The sequence below is a fragment of the Nonomuraea sp. K271 genome (assembly GCF_009908215.1).
GTDB lineage: Bacteria > Actinomycetota > Actinomycetes > Streptosporangiales > Streptosporangiaceae > Nonomuraea > Nonomuraea longispora.
Map to the genome: position 1 here is coordinate 1 of NZ_JAAAHR010000093.1, position 20,748 is coordinate 20,748.

General features: G+C 71.3%; 19 protein-coding genes and 1 pseudogene. 14 read left to right on the forward strand and 6 right to left on the reverse strand.

The window, feature by feature from the left end:
* The 3 genes and pseudogenes from GUY59_RS49040 to GUY59_RS27895 all read left to right on the forward strand — a co-directional run.
* A pseudogene (locus GUY59_RS49040) lies at positions 1-390 on the forward strand (hypothetical protein); the annotation flags it as partial.
* A gap of 266 nt (positions 391-656) precedes the next feature.
* Positions 657-1,214, forward strand: coding sequence for a hypothetical protein (locus tag GUY59_RS27890; protein WP_161714736.1), 558 nt, complete (start codon positions 657-659; stop codon positions 1,212-1,214).
* A 97-nt stretch (positions 1,215-1,311) separates the two neighbouring features.
* Positions 1,312-2,052: an isocitrate lyase/PEP mutase family protein gene (locus tag GUY59_RS27895; RefSeq protein WP_138202671.1), complete on the forward strand. Its 741-nt coding sequence runs from the start codon at positions 1,312-1,314 to the stop codon at positions 2,050-2,052.
* On the opposite strand, the gene GUY59_RS27900 is transcribed toward GUY59_RS27895, so the two are convergent.
* Positions 2,046-2,945 carry a ribonuclease Z gene (locus tag GUY59_RS27900; protein ID WP_138202669.1) on the reverse strand — a complete coding sequence of 300 codons (900 nt, stop codon included), beginning with the start codon at positions 2,943-2,945 and terminating at the stop codon, positions 2,046-2,048. The genes GUY59_RS27895 and GUY59_RS27900 overlap by 7 nt on opposite strands.
* On the opposite strand from GUY59_RS27900, the gene GUY59_RS27905 reads away from it, so the two are divergent.
* The 10 genes from GUY59_RS27905 (at position 2,944) to GUY59_RS27950 (ending at position 16,413) form a co-directional block, all read left to right on the forward strand.
* The gene (locus GUY59_RS27905; protein ID WP_138202668.1) at positions 2,944-3,480 is read left to right on the forward strand and encodes a methylated-DNA--[protein]-cysteine S-methyltransferase; all 537 of its coding nucleotides are present in this window, start codon (positions 2,944-2,946) and stop codon (positions 3,478-3,480) included. The two genes, GUY59_RS27900 and GUY59_RS27905, sit on opposite strands and share 2 nt — an antisense overlap.
* 13 nt (positions 3,481-3,493) lie before the next feature.
* Positions 3,494-4,399 (forward strand): tRNA (adenosine(37)-N6)-dimethylallyltransferase MiaA, encoded by a 906-nt coding sequence (gene miaA, locus GUY59_RS27910; RefSeq protein ID WP_138202666.1) that lies wholly within the window; start codon positions 3,494-3,496, stop codon positions 4,397-4,399.
* Positions 4,400-4,408: 9 nt separating this feature from the next.
* Entirely contained in the window at positions 4,409-5,221 is an 813-nt protein-coding gene (gene dapF, locus GUY59_RS27915) for a diaminopimelate epimerase (protein WP_138202664.1), read from the forward strand.
* Between the two features lie 100 nt (positions 5,222-5,321).
* Entirely contained in the window at positions 5,322-7,598 is a 2,277-nt protein-coding gene (locus tag GUY59_RS27920) for a tetratricopeptide repeat protein (RefSeq protein WP_171055462.1), read from the forward strand.
* 34 nt (positions 7,599-7,632) lie between these two features.
* On the forward strand, positions 7,633-8,391 hold the full coding sequence (locus tag GUY59_RS27925) for an SDR family NAD(P)-dependent oxidoreductase (RefSeq protein WP_212746237.1): 759 nt from the start codon (positions 7,633-7,635) through the stop codon (positions 8,389-8,391).
* Between the two features lie 336 nt (positions 8,392-8,727).
* On the forward strand, positions 8,728-11,139 hold the full coding sequence (locus GUY59_RS27930; RefSeq protein ID WP_138202658.1) for a GcvT family protein: 2,412 nt from the start codon (positions 8,728-8,730) through the stop codon (positions 11,137-11,139).
* On the forward strand, positions 11,136-12,338 hold the full coding sequence (locus GUY59_RS27935; protein ID WP_138202656.1) for a sarcosine oxidase subunit beta family protein: 1,203 nt from the start codon (positions 11,136-11,138) through the stop codon (positions 12,336-12,338). The genes GUY59_RS27930 and GUY59_RS27935 overlap by 4 nt, the downstream gene beginning before the upstream one ends.
* Positions 12,338-12,577, forward strand: a complete 240-nt coding sequence (locus GUY59_RS27940) for a sarcosine oxidase subunit delta (protein WP_132332961.1) — start codon at positions 12,338-12,340, stop codon at positions 12,575-12,577. The genes GUY59_RS27935 and GUY59_RS27940 overlap by 1 nt, the downstream gene beginning before the upstream one ends.
* Complete coding sequence (locus GUY59_RS27945; RefSeq protein WP_330849207.1) at positions 12,574-15,684, forward strand: 2Fe-2S iron-sulfur cluster-binding protein; 3,111 nt, start codon at positions 12,574-12,576, stop codon at positions 15,682-15,684. The genes GUY59_RS27940 and GUY59_RS27945 overlap by 4 nt, the downstream gene beginning before the upstream one ends.
* Before the next feature lie 60 nt (positions 15,685-15,744).
* On the forward strand, positions 15,745-16,413 hold the full coding sequence (locus GUY59_RS27950) for an HNH endonuclease family protein (RefSeq protein WP_252375048.1): 669 nt from the start codon (positions 15,745-15,747) through the stop codon (positions 16,411-16,413).
* A 14-nt stretch (positions 16,414-16,427) separates the two neighbouring features.
* Here GUY59_RS27950 and GUY59_RS27955 read toward each other — a convergent pair whose 3' ends face one another.
* Genes GUY59_RS27955 through GUY59_RS27970 form a run of 4 tightly spaced genes read right to left on the reverse strand, consistent with a single transcriptional unit; the run spans position 16,428 to position 19,486 of the window.
* The gene (locus tag GUY59_RS27955; RefSeq protein ID WP_138202652.1) at positions 16,428-17,441 is read right to left on the reverse strand and encodes a UTRA domain-containing protein; all 1,014 of its coding nucleotides are present in this window, start codon (positions 17,439-17,441) and stop codon (positions 16,428-16,430) included.
* 8 nt (positions 17,442-17,449) lie between these two features.
* Complete coding sequence (locus GUY59_RS27960; RefSeq protein ID WP_138202650.1) at positions 17,450-17,632, reverse strand: GntR family transcriptional regulator; 183 nt, start codon at positions 17,630-17,632, stop codon at positions 17,450-17,452.
* Between the two features lie 45 nt (positions 17,633-17,677).
* Entirely contained in the window at positions 17,678-18,595 is a 918-nt protein-coding gene (locus tag GUY59_RS27965) for an alpha/beta hydrolase family protein (RefSeq protein WP_138202648.1), read from the reverse strand.
* Between the two features lie 15 nt (positions 18,596-18,610).
* Positions 18,611-19,486: an LLM class flavin-dependent oxidoreductase gene (locus GUY59_RS27970; protein WP_138202646.1), complete on the reverse strand. Its 876-nt coding sequence runs from the start codon at positions 19,484-19,486 to the stop codon at positions 18,611-18,613.
* A 260-nt stretch (positions 19,487-19,746) separates the two neighbouring features.
* Here GUY59_RS27970 and GUY59_RS27975 point away from each other — a divergent pair, with 260 nt between their 5' ends.
* On the forward strand, positions 19,747-20,331 hold the full coding sequence (locus GUY59_RS27975) for a TetR/AcrR family transcriptional regulator (protein ID WP_138202645.1): 585 nt from the start codon (positions 19,747-19,749) through the stop codon (positions 20,329-20,331).
* 42 nt (positions 20,332-20,373) lie between these two features.
* On the opposite strand, the gene GUY59_RS27980 is transcribed toward GUY59_RS27975, so the two are convergent.
* Positions 20,374-20,736 carry a PepSY domain-containing protein gene (locus GUY59_RS27980; protein WP_138202643.1) on the reverse strand — a complete coding sequence of 121 codons (363 nt, stop codon included), beginning with the start codon at positions 20,734-20,736 and terminating at the stop codon, positions 20,374-20,376.
* Between the last annotated feature and the right edge of the window lie 12 nt (positions 20,737-20,748).

Genomic DNA, 20,748 nt, shown 5'->3' on the forward strand with positions numbered 1-20,748 from the left:
GAGGGGGAGCACTCGGAGCGGGGCGCCGCCGACCGTGCCTGGACAGGCGTCAGGGGAGCCGCCGACCGGTCGCGGAAGGGCGACGTGGGAGCGGCCGTACGCCCGCGGACCAGCGCCGGCGGACCCAAGGAGGCGGGCGGGCCGGTGGCCGGTGACGGACGAGCGGGTTCGGGCGTGCCCCAGGGCGGGGTTCCCGTGATGGCCCAGGGCGGCGGTACGGGCTGGATCCACGGCGGTGACAGGGGCCCCATCGCGGCGCCGGCGGTCCGCGCCGACGGCGGCTGGAACGTTCCAGGAAAAGGTGTGGTCGTTGTCGCTCCTTGTGCCGCATTCGACGCCCAGAGTGGCGGAGGAGGCGTTATCGATCTTGGGGTGTGCGGGGATTCCTGATCGAATTCGGCGGAGCTTTGCGGGGACGGTTCGGGCGACCTGGTGAATGCCAGGAAAATGCCGAGGGTCGCGGTGACGAGTACCCCGGCGGCTCCGGCCAGGGGTGCCAGGCGGGTGCGGCTACCTGGCCTTATGGATCTAAGGGGGGACAAGTCGTGATTCCTTCGTGATTGTTCTGCGAGCATTCCGGTGTTGCGGCTAGTGTGGTCCATCACCCGCGGAAGCCGGAGAGCTTTCCCGATACGACCGCAGGGAGCTGCAACACCATGCAAGGTTCGCGCGAGCCGGATCATCAGGAGATCCTGTCCGGGCCTGGGGACACCCGTTCGTCTTCGAGGAATGGGCCCTCGGGGCACAAGCCCTCGAAGAACAGCAAGAAGATCGCCATCATCGCCGCCGCGGCGGCGCTCGGTTTCGTGGCGGCGGCCGGTGGTGGCTACCTGCTGGCAGGAAACCCCGCTGATCCCGCGCAGCCCGGAGGCGCTCAGCCCGTGCCGTCGCAGAGCGCCGGCGGCGACCAGGAGCTCCAGGGCGACGACGACGCCACCATGGGCGACGCCAAGACCGACGCCCCTGACGACAACCTGCCGACCGGCGACGACGACGGCAGCATGGGCGACGTCGCGACCGACGGCGACGGTGGCCCCGGCAACGAGGACACAGGCACGACCGGCCGCAACCCCTCCGACGGCGCCAAGCAGACCAACTCCGGCAAGAAGCCCGCGACGACCTCCCCCAGCAAGCCCCCGCAGGACGAGGGCGACACCCCGGCGGACGGCCCGGCGGGCCTGGTCAACGGCCAATGCGCCAAGGGCGGCTGCTGAGGAAGTCCAGAGGTCCTTTGCCCGGGTGAAGTGGTTTGCCGTAATTGGCCGGTGATGGACTTTCGGGGATGGCTGAGCGCTCCGTAAGGTCGCCCGCATGACGAGTGACAAGGCGGCCGCGCTACGAGCCCTGCACGTGCCGGGAACCCCTCTGGTCCTGCCCAACGTCTGGGACGCGGCCTCGGCGCGCGCCGTACAGGAAACCGGTTTTCCCGCGGTCGCGACCGGCAGCGCCGCCGTCTCCCGCGTGCTGGGCTACGAGGACGGCGAGGGCGCCCCGCCCGGCGAGATGATGGCGGCGGTGGCGCGCGTGGCCAGGGCGGTCGACGTTCCCGTCACCGCGGACGTCGAACGCGGTTACGGGCTCGGCGCCGCCGCCCTCGCCGAGGCGCTGGCGGATGCCGGAGCCGTCGGGTGCAACCTGGAGGACTCCGTCCCCGGCACCGGCGAGATGGTGCAGACCGGCGTCCAGGCGGACTTCCTCGCCGAGGTACGCGCCGCCGCCGGGCCGGACCTGGTGCTCAACGCCAGGATCGACCTCTATCTGCACGGACGCGCCGACCGCGCCGCGGCCGTCGAGCGCGGGCGGCGCTATTTGGAGGCGGGAGCCGACTGCGTCTACCCCATCGACCTGGCCGACGAGGAGGAGATCCGGGCGCTGGCGGGCGAGCTGGGCGGGATGGTCAACATCCTGTTCCAGCCGGGAGCGCCTTCTCTGCCGCGCCTGGCCGAGCTGGGGGTGGCCAGGATCAGCTTCGGGGCCGGGTTGCACCGCGCGTCCGATGCCTACGCGCGCGGCTTGTTCGCGAAGGTCAGGCAGGGCCGCAGCCCTTACTGACGGCGGCGCGGCACGGGGACCTTCATCAGGTCGCGGGCGAGCACCACCTCGCCGCCGAAGCTGCGCCGCACCTCGGAGGTGAACGACGGCTCCGCGGCGAATCCGTACCGTTCGGAGAAGTGCGTGAGCACCAGCCTGCGCACGCCCGCGTCCGCAGCCACGACCCCCGCCTCGTACGCCGTCAGATGCCCGTACTCCTTGGCCAGCGCGCTCTCCGACGACAGGAACGTCGACTCGATCACCAGCAGGTCGACCCCCGACGCCAGCTCGAAGACGGCGTCGCAGAGCCGGGTGTCCATCACGAAGGCCACGCTCTGCCCCGGCCTGGGCTCGCTGCACTGGTCGAGCGTGACGCCGCGTACGGAGCCCGTGCGCTGCAGCTCGCTCACCTCGGGGCCGCGGATGCCGTGGGCGGCCAGCCGGTCGGGCAGCATGCGGCGGCCGTCCGGCTCCTGGAGGCGGTAGCCGTAGGACTCGATCGGGTGGGACAGGCGGCGGGCGCTCAGCGGGCCGACGCCGGCGGGGTCGCCGTCGAGGGGATGTTCGGAGATGACGGAGGTGTCGGCGAACACGGCGGAGTGGCGGAGCCTGCGCCAGTAGGGCTCGCCGGAGCCCGGGAACAGCGCCCGCACCGGGTGCCTGACCCTGTCGCGGGCGATGCGCTGGACCACGCCGGGCACGCCGAGGCAGTGGTCGCCGTGGAAGTGCGTGAGGCAGAGCCAGTGCACGTCGTGGGCGCTGACGCCGGCGAGCAACATCTGCCGCTGCGTGCCCTCGCCCGGGTCGAACAGGAAGCCCTGACCGTCCCAGCGCAGAAGGTAGCCATTGTGGTTACGGTGTCGGGTAGGGACCGCGCTGGAGGTGCCCAGCACCACGAGCTCACGTGAGGACATGATGCCCGCCGCCGCAGAGACCGCCGCCTTCGCCGAGGTGCCGACGCCCGTCGGCCCGTTCGTGCTGGCCGTCACCGAAACCGGCCTCGCGGCATCGGGTTGGGCGTCGGCGCACGGGTCGCGTGCCCGCCTGGCCGAGCGGCTCGGCCTGCCAGAGGTTCATGATGCGGATCGTACGGCCTTCGCGGTCGCGGAGCTGAACGCCTATTTCGCCGGAGACCTGAAGGTCTTCGAGACGCCGATCGACTGGCGTCTGATGTCCGGCTCGCGGCTGCGGGTGCTCCAGGCCCTCCACCAGGTCCCGTACGGCACCGCCGTCACCTACGGCGAGCTGGCCGCACGCAGCGGCTCCAGCGTGCCGGCCCGCGGCATCGGCTCGATCATGGGTTCCAACCCCATCCCGATCTTCGTGCCCTGCCACCGGGTGGTCGCGGGCAGCGGTCTGGGCGGTTTCAGCGGCGGCGAGGGCGTGGAGACCAAGCGCCGGCTGCTGACCCACGAGGGTTATCTGCAACCGACGCTGCTCGACCTCTAGCAGACTGGTCAGTGTGAACCAGCAGCCCGTCATCGCCGTCGTCGGCCCCACCGCGGCGGGGAAGTCCGATCTCGCCGTCGATCTCGCCCTCCGGCTGACGGGCGAGTGCGTCAACGCCGACTCCATGCAGCTCTACCGGGGGATGGACATCGGCACGGCCAAGCTCACCCCGGCCGAGCGGCGGGGGGTTCCCCACCACCTGCTCGACGTCTGGGACGTCACGGTGACGGCCAGCGTGGCCGAATACCAGAAGCTGGCCAGGGCCGTCTTCGACGCCGTGGACGTGCCCGTCCTGGTCGGCGGCAGCGGGCTCTACGTGCGGGCGGCCATCGACGAGCTGGAGTTCCCCGGCACCGACCCGGAGATCAGGGCGAGGCTGGAGGCGGAGCTGGCCGAGTGCGGCCCCGCCCCGCTGTACGAGCGGCTGCGCGGGCTGGACCCGCCCGCCGCGGAGGCCATTCTGCCCAGCAACGGCCGCCGCATCGTCCGCGCCCTTGAGGTGATCGAACATTCCGGGCGTCCGTTCTCGGCCACGATGCCCTCCTACGAGGCGGTCTACCCGAGCGTGCAGATCGGCATCGAGGTGCCGAGGCCCGTGCTGGACGAGCGGATCGCGGTCAGGGTCGAGCGCATGTGGCGGGCGGGCCTGGTGGACGAGGTGCGGGAGCTGCTGGGGAAGGGCCTGGCGGAGGGCCGTACGGCGAGCCGCGCCCTCGGCTACGCCCAGGTCGTCCGCTTCCTGGAGGGGGAGTGGAGCGAGGAGCAGGCGATCGCCGAGACGGTCAGGCTGACCAGGCGCTTCGCCCGCCGTCAGGAGTCGTGGTTCCGCCGTGATCCGCGGGTGTGCTGGCTGCCCTACGACGCCCCCGACCTGCTGGAGCGATCCCTCGATCGGATCGCCGCGAGCCGGTGTGCATAAACTCCTAGAATGCGCTTTCTCAAGGGGCACGGCACCGAGAACGACTTCGTCATCCTGCCTGATCCCGACGGCGAGCTGGACGTCTCCGCCTCGCTCGTCGCGAAGATCTGCGACAGGAGGACAGGCATCGGGGCCGACGGTGTGCTGAGGGTCGCGCGCACCAAGCAGAGCCACGAGGTGGCCGAGCAGGCGTCGGCGGCGGAATGGTTCATGGACTACCGCAACGCGGACGGCAGCGTCGCGGAGATGTGCGGCAACGGCGTGCGCGTGTTCGTCCGCTATCTGATCGACGCCGGACTGGTGCAGCAGCCGGAGTTCGCGGTGGCCACCCGGGGCGGCCTGCGCAAGGTCCGCGTCGAGCCGGACGGCGACATCACGGTCGACATGGGACGGCCCGTCATTCACGGCGAGAGCGTGGCGACCGTCGGCTCCCACGAGTACACCGGCCTGTACGTCGACATGGGCAACCCGCACCTGGCCTGCGCCATCGGCGACCCCGTGGTTCAGCTCGACCTCACGCACCAGCCCGGTTTCGACACGGGGGTCTTCCCCGGTGGCGTCAACATCGAGCTGTTCAACCCGGTGGGCACCAGCCGCGCGGTCATGCGCGTCTTCGAGCGCGGCTCGGGCGAGACCCGCTCGTGCGGCACCGGCGCGGTGGCCACGGCCGTCGCCGCCGCGAGCCTGTCGGGCGACAGCACGGGCACCTGGACGATCGAGGTGGTCGGCGGCACGCTGACGGTGATCCTCGACGAGGACACCAGCTACCTGTCGGGTCCCGCGGTCATCGTGGCGAGCGGCGAGCTGATGCCGTCGGACTGAACGGCGCGGGCCTTTTCGGTCCTCGGCGACGGCGAATCGGACGTGCTGATGGGGCTTCCGCGTTTTGGGCACGCTCGTTGACCTGGCAGACTGGCTGCCCATGGACGTGGACATCTGGGCCTGGGTCGGCGATACCCAGCAGCAGCTTTCCGAGGCGGGCAACGTTGGCCTCGCCATGGCGCTGGGAGACCTTCCCGCACAGGCCTATGAGGGCCGTTACCCGCAGCTCGACGTCATGGCTCCGGCCATCGCGCAGCAGGCCGAGGCCCTGGAGCTGCCCTGGCTCGAGTTCTACGCCCGCTACTGGCACCTGATCGGCCGCATCGGCGACCGGGCTCAGGGCGCGGTCGCGCTCGACGACGCGCAGCAGCTGAGGGAGTTCGCTCAGCGCGAAGACGTACGCGAGTGCCCCGCCGCTCCTGCGGCGGTCGAGGCGATGGCCATCGCGTGGGCCAACGCCGACGGCCCCGGCCACGCGGCCGAGCGGCTCGAACTGCTGGGCGCGCACATCGAGGCGCTGACCCCGGAGAAGCCCGCCTTCACCGGGCTCGTCACGCAATATGTCGCCGCGCTGATCGACGCGGGCCGGCCCAGCGAGGCCGTGACCTACGCCGAGTCGGCCGTCGAGCGGCTGCGGGTCGCCGGTCGCGAGTCGAGCTGGGAGCTCGGCGCCGAGAGTGCCCGCGCGCTGCTCGCCGCCGGCCGGGCCGAGGACGCGCTGCAGGCGTTGCAGGCCGCGGCGGGCTTCGACGCGGACGACCCGGTGGCCAAGGAGCACCGCGACGGCGTGCGCAGGGCGCTGGTCCTGGCCACGCTCGGCCGCATCGCCGAGGCCGTCGACGCGCTGCCCGACCTTGACGTGGTGGGCGAGCACCCGCGGGTGTTCGTCGAGTGGTCGCAGACCGTCAGCAAGCTGGCCGGCTCCGCCCAGATCACCAACACCTGGCAGCTGGGCCGTGTGCTGCGCCAGTGGATCGACTACTTCGGCATGATGGGCGGCTACCGCGCCCGCGTCGAGCTCGCACTGGTCGCGGGCGAGCTGGCCATCGGCAGGCAGGGCGTCTGGCAGGCCGGGCTGCTGGCCGACCTCGCCGAGTCGGGGCTGCCCGAGCTGCGCGACACCGAAGGGCTCGCCGAGCGCATCGCCGCCCTGCGCGCCACCGCCGACGCCACGGGTGAGCCCGAGCCGCCCGGCCCGCTGGAGGAGCGGGTCGGCCTCTTCGACGCCGCCGACGGCTTCAACGCCGACCCGGAGAGGTGGGTCGGCTGGCTCGCCCCGCTGTCCGGGCGCGACATCGAGGCCACCCGCCGCCACACGACCACGGCCGGTTTTCTGGGCTACCCCGCGACCGGCGCCGACATCTACTGGAAGATGCTGGTCGACTCCGGCGACATCGCCACCGCCGAGGCCGACGACGTGGCCTACCTCACCACGCTGCTCATCGAGGCCCGCCAGGACGAGCGGCTGGAGCAGATGGCCGCGATGTTGCCGCACGACGCCCAATACCTCGCGCTGGCCAGGCTGCACAGCGCCCGCGAGCGCTGGCCCGAGACTCTGGAGGCGGCCGAGCACGCCGTGGCGGCCGGCGCCGGGCTGGAGGCCCGCCGCCTGTTGTCGGGCGCGGCCCAGCAGCTCGACCAGAACGCCAGGGCGGCGGGGGTGCTCCACGACGTGCTCGACGAACTCGTCGAGGAAGACGTCTGGCGCATGATCGTGATGGCCACCGCCGCCGAGGACTGGGAGATCGTGCGCAAGGGCGCGGCCAAGATCGGCATGCCGATCAAGTCCACGGAGGGCCCGATCGAGGAGGAGATGGGCCTCATCAGGGTCATCCTGCCCGCCCCCGACGGCGGCCAGCGCCAGGTGTTGTCGATCCGCACCGGTCCGGCCACCGCCAGGCTGGCGCTGCCGCAGCCGCGCGGCATGGAATACAACGCCGGCGACCTGGTGATCTTCGACCCGCAGCTGCTGGAGCCGGTGCCGGAGGACCCCGAGGAGCAGCAGAACTTCGTGCCGCCCTTCGCCGCGGTCAGCATTCTGCGGCCCGGCGGCTACACCAGCTACTTCTTCGACGGCGCCGCGCCGAGCGAGGAGGACTGGGCGGAGTTCACCGAGGTCATGGCCGAGCGCGGCTGGCCGATGTGGGTCTACAGCGACGAGAACTACACCGTCTCCCACCCGTCCTCGGGTGAGCGGCTGCCCGGCGTGTTCGGCTGGGTCGCGGTGCCGCCCGACGTGTCGCCCAACGAGGTCGACGCCCTGCTCGACGACGCCACCGAGCGGTGGGTGCACCCGCTGGCCTGGCTCGACCTGGCTCGCGAGCTCGACGTCGAGGTCGAGCGGCACGAGCGCATCGTCAAGGAATACGGGCTGTAGGGCCTGAGGGCCACCGGAAGGACGAGGGATCGACGTGCTGGAACGCTTCCGGCTCGACGGCAGGGTGGCCATCGTCACCGGCGCCTCCTCCGGGCTGGGCGTGGCCTTCGCCCAGGGCCTGGCCGAGGCGGGCGCCGACGTCGTGATCGGCGCCCGGCGGGTCGAGCGGCTGGAGCAGACGCGGCGGCTGGTCGAGGAGACCGGCCGCCGGTGCCTGGCCGTGCCGGCCGACGTGTCACGGCCCGAAGACTGCGAAGCCCTGGTGGCAGCGGCCGTCGAGGCCAGGGGCGGCGTCGACGTGCTGATCAACAACGCCGGCGTCGCCACGGCCGTGCCCGCGCTGCGCGAGACCCCGGAGGAGTTCCGGCAGGTCATCGACACCAACCTGCACGGCACCTACTACATGGCGCAGGCGTGCGCGCGGGTGATGCGGCCCGGCTCGTCGATCGTCAACATCGGCAGCGTGCTCGGCGAGACCACGGCGGGTCTGCCGCAGGCCGCCTACAGCGCGTCCAAGGCGGCGGTGACCGGGCTGACACGCGACCTCGCGCAGCAGTGGACCGGCCGCCGTGGCATCAGGGTCAACTGCCTGGAGCCGGGTTTCTTCGCCTCCGAGATGACCGAGCTGTACAAACCCGGTTATCTGGAGCGCATGGTGGAGTCGCGGGTGGTCATGGACCGCACCGGCGACCCGGCCGAGCTGGTGGCCGCGGCGATCTTCCTGGCCAGCGACGCGTCCTCGTACATCACCGGGGTGACGCTGCCGGTGGACGGCGGGATGCTGATCACCTAGGCCTCGCCACGAGGACGTCGTGCCGGGCGAGGAAGCCCGCGTGGTCGCGCCCAGCCGCTCGCACAACACTGCGCCGGGCGCCGCACCGTGCGCGGGCTCAGCGGGGTGGGCCACGGCGCGCGGGAGATCAGCCCGGGGGTCGTCCAGCCTGGGCAACCTGCGGCGGATGGCGGTGGGAGGACGCCCAGTGGACCGCGTTCAGCGGTTCACCACAGCTTTCGGTGGGGAAAGTTCGCGGTGTCCCGGAAAGCCACTCTTGTTCCGGGGGTATGCATGGCCCTATGTTCGTTGCGTAGTGCGGTGTGTGTTGCGTATTAAGGAACAACCGGAGGCGCCATGAGTGGACCCCGTTTGGTGATCGTAGGGGCGGGGATCGTGGGGTGTGCTCTCGCCGACGAGCTCACCGAGCGGGGGTGGTCCGACGTCACGGTGCTCGACCAGGGGCCGCTCTTCGCCGCCGGCGGCTCCAGCTCACACGCCCCAGGCCTGGTCTTCCAGACGAACCCGTCGAAGACGATGACCGAGTTCGCCTCCTACACCGTGCGCAAGTACACCGCGCTGGGGGAGAGCTGTTTCCGCCAGGTCGGCGGCCTGGAGGTGGCCACCACCCAGGAACGGTGGGACGACCTGCACCGTAAGCACGGCTGGGCGGAGTCGTGGGGCGTCGAGGGCGAGCTGGTCGACGCCGGGCGGTGCGCGGAGCTGTGGCCGCAGCTCGACAAGGACAAAGTGCTCGGCGGTCTGCACGTGCCGAGCGACGGCCTCGCGGGGGCGGTCGCCTGCGGGCAGGCACAGGCGGAGCGGGCCACGGAGCGCGGGGCGAGGTTCCTGCCCGGCCACACGGTGGTGGGCGTCGAGCAGGCGGGCGGCCGGGTGAGCGGCGTCTCGGTCGTGACCTCGGACGGGCGCCGGACGATCCCCGCCGACGTGGTGGTGTGCGCGGCCGGGTTCTGGGGGCCGTCGATCGGCGCGATGGCGGGGCTGACCGTGCCGCTGCTGCCGCTGGCCCACCAGTACGCCAAGTCGGGCCCCCTCGCACCCCGGCCACCGGGCCCCATCCTGCGCCACCAGGACCGCGACCTCTACTTCCGCCGGCACGGTGACCGCATCGGCATCGGCTCCTACGCCCACAGGCCCATGCCGGTCACCCAGGACGAGATCGGCCCCCGTTCGACCACGATGCCGTCGGTGCAGGCGTTCACCGATGAGGACTTCGACCCCGCCTGGCGCGACGCGGTCGAACTGCTGCCCGAGCTGGCCGAGTCGAAGTACGAGGAGGGCATCAACGGCGTCTTCTCCTTCACACCCGACGGGTCCCCGCTGATCGGCGAGGCGCCGCACCTTGAGGGGTTCTGGCTGGCCGAGGCCGTCTGGGTGACCCACTCGGCCGGGGTGGCGCGCGCGGTGGCCGAGGTGCTCGTGGAGGAGCGCTCGTCGGCCGACCTGCACGAGTGCGAGCTGGGCAGGTTCGAGAAGGCGCAGGTGTCGCCGGCGTTCATCGAGGAGCGAGGCAAGCAGAACTTCGTCGAGGTCTACGACGTCATCCATCCGCTGCAGCCGATGGAGTCGCCCCGGCCGCTGCGCACCAGCCCGTTCCACCCGCGTCAGCGGGAACTGGGCGGGTTCTTCCTGGAGGCGGCGGGGTGGGAGCGGCCGCACTGGTTCGAGGCCAACGCGCCACTGCTGGAAGACCTCGTACGCCGCACGGACGAGCACGACGGCGTTCTGGGGGCAGCGCAACGGGACGAGTGGGCGAGCCGCTACTGGTCGCCGATCGCCGCCGCGGAGTCGTACGCGACCAGGGAGCGGGTGGCGCTCTACGACATGACGCCGCTCAAGCGCATCGAGGTCAGCGGGCCGGGGGCTGCGGCGTTTCTGCAGCGTATGACCACGAACAACGTGGACAAGAAGCCCGGCTCGGTCACGTACACCCTGCTGCTCGACGTCAAGGGCGGCATCAGGAGCGACCTCACGGTGGCGCGGCTCGACGAGGAGACCTTCCAGGTCGGCGCGAACGGCAACCTCGACCTGGAGTGGCTGACCCGGCACGCGCCCGGCGGGGTGCGGGTGCGCGACCTGACGCCCGGCACGTGCTGCGTGGGCGTGTGGGGCCCGCAGGCCAGGGACCTGGTGCAGGGGCTCACCGACCTGGACCTGTCGCACGAGAGCTTCCGCTACTTCACCTGCCGGTCCGGGTACGTCGGTCACGTGCCGGTGCTCGCGATGCGCGTCTCCTACGTGGGCGAGCTGGGCTGGGAACTTTACACCACCGCCGACATGGGGCTGAAGTTGTGGGACACGCTCTGGTCGCCCGGGGTGACGACCGCCGGCGGGCGGGCCGCCTTCAACAGCCTGCGGCTGGAGAAGGGCTACCGGCTCTGGGGCGTCGACATGACCACGGAGCACAACCCGTACGAGGCGGGGCTGGCCTTCGCGGTCAGGACGGACAAGGACTTCGTCGGCCGGGACGCGCTGACGACCGACGTCACGCGCAGGCTGGTGCCGCTGCTCAGCGCCGAGGTGGTCATGGGCAAGGAGCCGGTACGGCATGCGGGCCGCACGGTCGGGTACGTCACGAGCGCGGCGTACGGGCACACCATCCAGCGGCCGATCGCGTACGCGTGGATGCCCGCCGAGCTGGCCGAGCCCGGGACGCACGTGGAAATTTCCTACTTCGGCCGCCGCGTCCCCGCGGAGGTCGCGCAGGAGCCCCTGTTCGACCCCGGGATGGAGAAGATCAGACGTTGACCCACCCCGACTTCCTCTGGCGCAACCCGGAGCCCAGACCCGCCTACGACGTCGTCATCGTCGGAGGCGGCGGCCACGGCCTGGCCACCGCCTACTACCTGGCGAAGAACCACGGCCTGACCAACGTCGCGGTGCTCGAACGCGGCTGGCTGGCCGGCGGCAACATGGCCCGCAACACCACGATCATCCGCTCCAACTATCTGTGGGACGAGAGCGCCGCGATCTACGAGCACTCGCTCAAGCTGTGGGAGGGGCTGAGCGACGAGCTGGACTACGACCTGCAGTTCAGCCAGCGCGGCGTGCTCAACCTGGCGCACAACCTGAGCGACGTGCGCGAGGGCCGGCGCCGGGTCAACGCCAACCGGCTCAACGGCGTGGACGCCGAGTGGCTCGACGCGGACGAGGTCAAGAAGTTCTGCCCGATCATCAACGTCTCCGACCGGGCCCGCTATCCCGTCATGGGCGCCACCCTGCAGCGGCGCGGCGGCATCGCCAAGCACGACCACGTGGCCTGGGCTCTGGCCCGCCAGGCGGACGCGTACGGCGTCGACCTCATCCAGGGCTGCGAGGTCACCGGCTTCGAGCTCACCGGCAACCGGGTCACGGCCGTCGAGACCTCGCGCGGGCGCATCGCGGCGGGGAAGGTCGCGCTGGCGGCGGCGGGGCACACCTCCGTGCTCGCCGAGCGGGCCGGGATCCGCCTGCCGCTGCAGTCGCACCCGCTCCAGGCGCTGGTGTCGGAGCTGCTGGAGCCGGTGCTCGACTGCGTGGTCATGTCGAACGCCGTCCACGTGTACGTCAGCCAGGCGCACAAGGGCGAGCTGGTCATGGGGGCGGGCATCGACGCGTACAACTCCTATGGGCAACGCGGCGGCGTGCACGTCATCGAGGCGCAGATGGCGGCGGCGCTGGAGTTGTTCCCGGTCTTCAGCAGGGTGCGCGTGCTGCGCACGTGGGCCGGGATCGTCGACGTCTCTCCGGACGCCTCGCCCATCATCGGGCCGACCCCCGTGGACGGCCTCTACGTCAACGCGGGCTGGGGCACCGGCGGATTCAAGGCGACTCCGGGCGCGGGCTGGGTCTACGCCCACACCCTGGCCCACGACCGGCCGCATCCGCTGGCGCAGCCGTACGCGCTCGACAGGTTCACGACGGGGGCGCTCATCGACGAGCACGGCGCGGCGGCGGTGGCGCACTGATGTTGCTGATCGACTGCCCGCACTGCGGGCCCCGCGACGAGAACGAGTTCCACTACGGCGGCCAGGCCGGCATCGCCTGCCCCACCGGCGACGTGACGGACGAACAGTGGGCCGCGTACGTGTTCATGCGCGACAACCCCAAGGGCTGGTTCCACGAGCGCTGGTTCCACGTGCACGGCTGCCGGACCTGGTTCACGGTCGAACGCCACACGGTGACCCACGAGATCAGGAAGCCATGATGAGGTTCACGTTCGACGGCCGCCCGATGACGGGCGAGCCGGGTGACACGCTGGCCGCCGCGCTGCTGCGCAACGGGGTACGGGTGGTCGGCCGCAGCGTGGACCTCGGCCGTCCGCGCGGGATCTTCACCGCGGGCCCCGAGGAGCCGAACGCGTTGGTCCGCGTGGGTGCCGACCCGATGCTCGCGGCCACCACCGTGGAGCTTCACGACGGGCTGGAGGCGCACAGCCTGCGCGGCAAGGGCCGGGTCGACCTCGACGCGGTGGACGAGCGTCGTTGCGACAAGGGGTACCTGCACTGTGACGTGCTGGTGGTCGGCGGCGGACCGGCCGGGCTGGCCGCGACCCTCGCGGCCGGGCGGTCGGGAGCGCGGGTGATCCTCGTGGACGACCAGCCGCGGCTCGGCGGCGACCTGCTGAACAGCCGTCTGCTTCTGGACGGCGCCCCCGCGCTAGACTGGGTGGCCGGACTCGACCTGCCCGCCAGAGTGCTCACCAGGACGACGGCTGTCGGCTACTACGACCACAACTACGTGGTCGCCGTCGAGCGTCGGGCCCGCGGCGAGCGGTTGTGGCACATCAGGGCGCGTCGCGTGGTGCTGGCCACGGGCGCGCACGAGCGCTCGCTCGCCTTCCCCGGCAACGACCGGCCCGGCGTGATGCTGGCCGCCTCCGCCCGCGCCTACGCCAACCGTTACGGTGTGCGGGCCGGACGGCGGGCGGTGGTGTTCGCCTGCGCCGACTCCGGCTACGAGGCGGCGCGGGACCTCGTCGCGGCCGGGGTGGACGTGCTCGCCGTCGTCGACCCGCGCCCTTCCGGCCTGCCCGCGGACGTGGAGGTCCTGGCCGGGCAGGTCGTGACCGGGACGACCGCCGACGAGGAGGGCGTGCTCACCGGCGTGCAGGTGGGGGCCCGGCACTTCGACGCCGACCTGCTGGCCGTGGCCGGCGGCTGGAACCCTGCCGTGCACCTGTTCAGCCAGTCGGGGGGCCGCACCAGGTTCGACGAGGAGCTCGCGGCCTTCGTGCCCGGCACGTCGGCGCAGGTGGAGCGGTCGGCCGGGGCGTGCAGAGGCCTGTACGCCACGCGCGAGGCCGTCGCCGACGGCTACGCCGCGGGAGCCGAGGCCGCCGGCCGAACCGTGCCGGATCTGCGCGTGCCGGAGTGCGACGAGCGGATTCCGCGGCGACCGGCCGCCCTGTGGCTCGTCGAGAGGGCCCCGGGCAGCGAGCCGGCCTTCGCGGACCTGCACCGGGACGTGGCCGTGGCCGACCTGGCCATGGCCACGGCCACCGGGATGCGTTCGGTGGAGCACGTCAAGCGCTACACCACCGCCGGCACCGGCGCCGACCAGGGCAAGACCTCGGGCGCGGTCGTGGTGGGCGTCATGTCCGCGCTGCTCGGCGCCGCGCCCGGCCAGGTCGGGACGACCACGTTCCGGCCGCCGTACACGCCGGTGTCCTTCGCCACCCTCGCGGGACGCGACCGCGGCGCGCTGTCCGACCCCGTCAGGACGACCGCACTGCACGACGCGCACGTGGCGCTCGGAGCCGTGTTCGAGGACGTGGGCCAGTGGAAACGCCCGCGCTACTTCCCCCAGGACGGCGAGGACATGGAGGCCGCCGTGCGGCGCGAGTGCCACGCGGCCCGCACCGCCGTCGCCGCCATGGACGCCTCCACCTTGGGCAAGATCGACATCAGGGGCGCGGACGCCGGCGAGTTCCTCGACCGCGTCTACACGAACATGTACTCCACGCTGGCCGTCGGCGCCTGCCGCTACGGCGTGATGTGCGGGGCCGACGGGATGGTCTTCGACGACGGCACCACGACCCGGCTCGCCGACGACCACTACCTGACGACCACGACCACGGGCAACGCCGCCCCGGTGCTCGACTGGCTGGAGGAGTGGCGGCAGACGGAGTGGCCGGACCTGGACGTGTCGTTCACCTCGGTCACCGACCACTGGGCGACGGTCGCCGTCGTGGGACCCCGCGCCCGCGAGGTCATCGCGGTGGTCGCGCCGGAGGCGGTGGAGCTGGCCTTCATGCGGTACGCGAGCGTGCCGGTGCTGGGCGTGGCGGGTCGGGTCTTCAGGATCAGCTTCTCCGGGGAGCTGGCCTACGAGGTCAACGTGCCGTGGCGGTACGGCAGGGCGCTGTGGGAGGCGGTGCTCGAACTGGGCGCGGTGCCGTACGGGACCGAGACCATGCACGTGCTGCGGGCGGAGAAGGGGTTCGCGATCGTCGGCCAGGAGACGGACGGGACGGTGACCCCGCAGGACCTCGGCATGGGGTGGATCGTCTCCAAGCGCAAGCCGGACTTCGTCGGCAAGCGCTCCCACTCCCGGCCCGACACCGCGCGCCCCGACCGCAAGTGCCTGGTCGGCCTGCTCGCCGACGAGCCGGAGGCGCTCGTCGAGGAGGGCGCCCAGCTGACTGCGGCAGGCGTCGCGCCGATGCTCGGCCACGTCACCTCCAGCTACCACAGCGCCGCGCTCGACCGCACGTTCAGCCTGGCCCTGGCGAGGAACGTGACCCCTGGCGACCGGCTCACGGCGGTGTCCGGGGACATGAGGCAGCCGGTGACCGTCGTGGAGCCCGTCTTCTACGACCCGGACAACACCCGCCGCGACGGCGACCCCCTGCCGGAGGCGCGGGCGGCGTACAGGGGGGACTGCCGGGCGGAGAGCCCGGCCGCCGCGTTCGCCGACCGTTTCGAGGCGGCGAGCACCCCGCGGGTGCGCCTGCGCGAGGTGCCGTTCGTTTCGATGTGGGAGGTGCGCGGCGCGGATCCGGGCACAGGCCTGCGGCTGGGCCCTGACTGGTGGCTGGTGTCCGGGGACGTCCCGCCACGTCCCGGCTGGGTGGACGTGTCGGGGCAGCGTACGGTCCTGGAGCTCGCCGGGCCCGCCGCCTATGACGTGCTCATCACCGGCTGCCCGATCGACCTGGACCCAGCGGTCTTCCCGGGACACGCCCAGACCCTGCTGGCCAGGACCTCGGTGATACTTGAGCGGCTTTCACCCGAAACGTACCGGATCTACGTGAGATCATCTTTCGCTAAATACCTGGCAGAGTGGCTGATCGATGCCCTGGAGGCTTCGTAAGAGCCATTGATGGGCATTTCTATCCCTAGACTTTACGAAAACAGGGTCCGGGGGTGTGTGGTGCGGGTTCGGGGATTCGTGGTCGGTCTGGTCATGTCGGGGATGCTCGCCGGATGTGGCGGGCTGACCGTGCAGTCGGCAGGCCAGCACGTGGAGAAGCCGGACACCGTCTCGGTGTCGGAGGCTCGCTCGAAACTCGACGGGCTCGACGTCAAGGGCCGCGCCCCTAAGACCGGCTTCGACCGCGACGAGTTCGGCCCTGCCTGGTCGGACGTCGACCGCAACGGCTGCGACACGCGTAACGACATCCTCAAGCGCGACCTCGAAGGCGAGACGTTCAAACCGGGCACCCACGACTGCGTCGTCCTGACCGGCACGCTCAAGGACCCGTTCAGCGGCAAAACCATCGAGTTCAAGCGCGGCCAGGACACCAGCTCGAAGGTCCAGATCGACCACCTCGTGCCGCTGTCGGACGCCTGGCAGAAGGGCGCGCAGCAGTGGTCGAAGATCACGCGCAAGGAGTTCGCCAACGACCCGCTCAACCTGCTGGCCGTCGACGGGCCGCTGAACGGGCAGAAGAGCGACTCCGACGCCGCCACCTGGCTGCCGCCGCGCAAGGCGTACCGGTGCGCCTACATCAGCCGGCAGATCGACGTGAAGGCCAAATACGACGTGTGGGTGACCAAGGCGGAGAAGCAGGCGATGGAGACCATTCTCGACGGCTGTTGACCCTGTACGCACAGTCAGGCGGCGCCAACATCGTCACCTTCAGGAGATCCACCGCAAGCCGGGCATCGACCACGACGAGCGGCTCCGTGCTGTCCACCACGGCGTCCGACCATCGTCCGATCGTGATGAACATGACCCGCTGACCCGGCCGTACTATGCCCGGAGAACCCTGACCTGGCGGCCGGACGGTGTGGTCGCCTGCTCGAAACCGCCGCGGTCCTTCCACGGCGGAGCTTCGGGGCGGCGGTCGAAGATGACCAGGACGCCGGTGGCCAGGGTGAGCGGTCGAGGTGGCGGTCGAGCTGGGCGAGACCTTCGGGTTTCGGGTCGTTTTCCCCGGGTCGCCAGACCTTGAGCTCCATGGCTTCGCGCTGCGTCAGCCGTTCGCCGTCGGGGCCGGTGTGGGGCCAGCGGATCAGGACGTCGAGGCGTTCGGTGCCGGCGGCGTATTCGCGGTCGAGGTGGCCGCCGCCGTTGACCAGGCGGTGCAGGAAGGCCATGAGGATGATCTGGCAGGCGGCTTCGTGGTAGCCCTCCTGCTGGATGAGGACCGCGCCGTGCTCGCGCCAGAACACGACGAACTCCTGGAGCAGGCGTGCCAGGTCGAACCGGCCGTCGGGGCGGACGAAGCTGCGTGGATCGGCTTTGACGAACCGTTCCGTACGATGGCCGAGGACCCGTAGGAGGACCTCCCGGTAGATGGGGTTGGCGATCTCCAGGTCCCCGGGCCCTCGGCTGAGGCCGAGGTCGTGCACGTAGGAGACGTCATCGTCGAAGGACGTGTCCGTGCCCGGCCATGTTCCCGCGACGATCGGTTCGATCACCCGTTCCACCCGTGGTTCGTGCAGCCGGGCCACGAGAGCGTCCAGGTGGGTGGCGCGCGTCCGGATCAACCGTTCCTTGGCCTCGTCGATGACCATCACGGTCGAGCCCGCGCCGATGCCGAGCCGCTTGGCCTCCTCGGGGGAGGCGGGTCGCGCCCACACTTCCTCGCTCCGGGCGTCCACGTCGATGCCGATGGCGGCCATCCGGTGCGTCACCCCGAGGCCGGCGGTTCGCCCGGCCGGAGCCGTTCGCGGATCTCGGCCGGTGCCTGCATGGTGACACCCGGCGCCACCTCGTATTCGGCGGACAGCTCCTCGCGTGTCGGCAGCCGGTCGCCCGGTGCGAACTCCCCGGCTAACAATTCGCTGCCGCAAATCCGCCGAAATCCGTACATGCAAAGCGGAGCATGCTCACCGGTGCAACGGCGGACGCGGCACGCCTACTTGCTCTGCAGGTTCCCCAGCGGGCTGAGGTCCTCCTCCAGCGCCGACTTCCAGCCGGTGTCCTCGGAGCAGAGGACGCTGCGCAGGTAGGCGGTGGTGAGCCGCTGGATCAGGGCGACGCGGGCGGGGTGCTCGTCGGTCGTCTCGGCGGCCTCGTACCCGGAGACGCCCCCGAGCGAATGCTCGGCCCCGGACAGCGTGAGCAGGCTCTTGCCCCCGGGACTGTGCACGTAGGAGTCGGTGAACCAGTCGGGGCCGCGGGTGGACGGCGCGGACTGGTCCTTGTCGCCCGCGACGATGAGCGAGGGAGCGGTCATGTCGCCGAAGTACGGCCTCATGAAGGGGAAGTGCTCGGCCGCGAACGGGGCGAGGTCGTCGCCCAGGCCGGTCAGGGCGAGCAGCACGCCCGCCTTGACGCGGGGGTCGGACATGTCCTCCCCGGCAACACCGTCGGCGCCGAGGACCCGCGCCCCCAGCAGCGCGCTCGCGCTCTGGGCTCCCCAGGAGTGGCCCGACACGGCGACGCGGCTGCGGTCGATGCGTCCCCCGAGTCCCGGTACGGCGGCTTCGAGGAGGTCGAGCCCGTCGAGAGCCCGCTCGAGGTCCTCGATGCGAAACCGCCAGATCCGTGGTGTACGGGGATCCTCGGGCGGGAGGCCGAGCGTCCGGGAGTCTAGGTGGGTGGGCCGCAGCACCACGAACCCATGAGCGGCCCAGTGGTCCGCCAGCGGGGCGTAGCCGTGCATCGACTGGCCGTAGCCGTGCGAGAACACGATGACGGGCAGCCCGGTGCCGGTCACGGGGGCGGACACGTGAACCTGGAGGTCATCGCCGCGGCCCGGCGCGGGCAGAACGACCGGCTTCACCGAGACGACCGGTGTGGGGGAGCCGGCAATGAGATCTGTTTCCGTCATGAGAACGGTCTCCCTCTAGCGGTTCTTGGCGATGAGCTCGTCGGCGACCCACCGTGCGACGCCGGCGGGATAGGGCGGCATCAGCCCGAGGACGATGTGCGTGAAGCCGGCGTCGATGGCTTCGGCGATCGAGTCGCGGGTGAGGTCGGGCTGGTCGTAGGAGACGGGCAGGTGGATCGAGCGGGTGATCGAGGCGGGGTCGCGGCCGATCTCGCCGCAGTAGCGGTCGAGCAGGTCGCTGCGGCTGACGACGTCCTTGATGTCGCCGCCGGGGATGTTCCACAGGTCGGCGTGCTGGGCTACCACGCGCAGCGTCGCCGAGGAGCGCCCGCCGATGAGAATGGGCGGGTGGGGTCGCTGGACGGGTTTGGGGTTGCCGTACGCTCCGGTGACCTGGACGTACGTGCCGTGGAAGTCGAACGGTTCCTTCTCCGTCCACACCCGCCGGATCACCGTGCACGCCTCCGCGAGGCTGCCCACGGCGTGGGCGGTGTCGTGGAAGGGCAGGCCGTGGGCTTCGTACTCGCGGTGGGCCAGCGGCCAGCTGGGTCGTGAGCCGACGCCGATGCCGAAGTCGAGCCGTCCGCCGGAGATGACGTCGACGGTCGTCGCGATCTTGGCCAGTAAGGCCGGTGGGCGGATGCGGTTGCTGGTCACCATCACGCCGAGGCGCAGCCGCCGGGTCTGCGCGGCGAGGGCGGAGAGCAGCGTCCAGCCCTCGTAGATCGTGCCGCCGGGGTCGCCGAAGATGGGCAGGAGGTGGTCGAACAACCACGCGTGTTCGATCTCGGGAATCTCGTCCGCCTCGCGCCAGACCCGGAGGATGACGGGGTAGTCGACCTGGGCCGGAGCGGTCATGAGACCGAAGCGGGGTCTGGTGGTGTGGAGCATGGGGCGCTGGTCCTTTCGAGGAGTAAGCGGAACACCTCTCCGGTGTACGGGTGGCCGCTCGTCGCGGTGGGCCCGTACGCCGGCGCGGTCCGTGAGTGCCGCCCCGCCCTCCGCTGTATCGCGAGGCAGGCGTGGTCGCGACGGGTGGCTTGGTCCTTCGGCCGGCACTCTGGCATCATGGAGTAAACGGAATCTGGTTCCAGCTACGATAAGGAACGTGGTTCCGTTTTGCAAGCGCGACAAGGGAAGGACATGGCGCGGTGAACGACGGAGGCGCGAAGCGCGCCGCCACCCGTAAGCGGGCCGACGCCCGGCGCAACGAGAGGACGCTGCTCGACGCCGCCGCGGCCGTCTTCGTGACCTCGGGCGTCGAAGCGCCGGTGCGCGACATCGCCGCCAGGGCGGGAGTCGGGGTGGCCACGATCTACCGCCACTTCCCGACCCGGTCCGACCTCATCATCGCCGTCTACCGGCACCAGGTCGAAGCCTGCGCCGAGGCCGGCCCTGCCCTGCTGGAGAGCGCCGCCGACCCCTACGACGCGCTCAAGCGGTGGATCGACCTCTTCGTCGACTTCCTGGTCACCAAGCACGGGCTCGCCTCCGTGCTGCAGTCCGACAACGCCGGCTTCGACACGCTGCACGCGTACTTCCTCGACCGCCTCGTGCCCGTCTGCACCCGGTTGCTCGACGCGGCGGCCGCCGTCGGTCAGATCCGCTCCGACCTCAACGCCCTCGAACTCATGCGCGGCGTCGGCAACCTCTGCATCGGCGCAGACAACGACCCCCGCTACGACGCACGGCGGATGGTCGGTCTCCTCATAGCAGGGCTTCGCCCACAACCATGAAACGCCGGGCCGCGGTGGCCCGGCGTTCCTGGAAGCTCCGGATCAGTCGTCGTCCTTGTCGTCCCGGTCGTCCCGGTCGTCCCGGTCGTCGTCGTCCTTGTCCGACTGCTGCTCCGTCTCGTTCTTGGCGACCTTGCCCGTGGCGGCGTCGATGGTCAGCTCGTGCCGCTGCGCGCCCTTGGTCAGCTCGATCTCCCACACGTCCGCCCCCGTGTCCCGGGAGTCGAGGTCGAGCTCGCTGACCCAGGCGCCCGCCACCTGCTTGTGCGCGATCTCGATGGCCTGCTCCGCCGTGACCTTGGGGGCGGGGGCGGCGACGGTGGTGGCGGCGACGGCCGCGCCTCCGCCCGCGACCAGCGTGACGACACCGGCACCTGCAACGATGAACTTCTTCGTGATTCGCATGCCTCCACGAAA

Bases quoted from the DNA above. Each gene is read 5' to 3' on its own strand.
- GUY59_RS27890 (WP_161714736.1), top strand. From the start codon at position 657: ATGCAAGGTTCGCGCGAGCCGGATCATCAGGAGATCCTGTCCGGGCCT.
- GUY59_RS27895 (WP_138202671.1), top strand. From the start codon at position 1,312: ATGACGAGTGACAAGGCGGCCGCGCTACGAGCCCTGCACGTGCCGGGA.
- GUY59_RS27905 (WP_138202668.1), top strand. From the start codon at position 2,944: ATGATGCCCGCCGCCGCAGAGACCGCCGCCTTCGCCGAGGTGCCGACG.
- GUY59_RS27900 (WP_138202669.1), bottom strand. From the start codon at position 2,945: ATGTCCTCACGTGAGCTCGTGGTGCTGGGCACCTCCAGCGCGGTCCCT.
- dapF (WP_138202664.1), top strand. From the start codon at position 4,409: ATGCGCTTTCTCAAGGGGCACGGCACCGAGAACGACTTCGTCATCCTG.
- GUY59_RS27920 (WP_171055462.1), top strand. From the start codon at position 5,322: ATGGACGTGGACATCTGGGCCTGGGTCGGCGATACCCAGCAGCAGCTT.
- GUY59_RS27930 (WP_138202658.1), top strand. From the start codon at position 8,728: ATGAGTGGACCCCGTTTGGTGATCGTAGGGGCGGGGATCGTGGGGTGT.
- GUY59_RS27940 (WP_132332961.1), top strand. From the start codon at position 12,338: ATGTTGCTGATCGACTGCCCGCACTGCGGGCCCCGCGACGAGAACGAG.
- GUY59_RS27945 (WP_330849207.1), top strand. From the start codon at position 12,574: ATGATGAGGTTCACGTTCGACGGCCGCCCGATGACGGGCGAGCCGGGT.
- GUY59_RS27955 (WP_138202652.1), bottom strand. From the start codon at position 17,441: ATGGCCGCCATCGGCATCGACGTGGACGCCCGGAGCGAGGAAGTGTGG.
- GUY59_RS27960 (WP_138202650.1), bottom strand. From the start codon at position 17,632: ATGTACGGATTTCGGCGGATTTGCGGCAGCGAATTGTTAGCCGGGGAG.
- GUY59_RS27965 (WP_138202648.1), bottom strand. From the start codon at position 18,595: ATGACGGAAACAGATCTCATTGCCGGCTCCCCCACACCGGTCGTCTCG.
- GUY59_RS27970 (WP_138202646.1), bottom strand. From the start codon at position 19,486: ATGCTCCACACCACCAGACCCCGCTTCGGTCTCATGACCGCTCCGGCC.
- GUY59_RS27980 (WP_138202643.1), bottom strand. From the start codon at position 20,736: ATGCGAATCACGAAGAAGTTCATCGTTGCAGGTGCCGGTGTCGTCACG.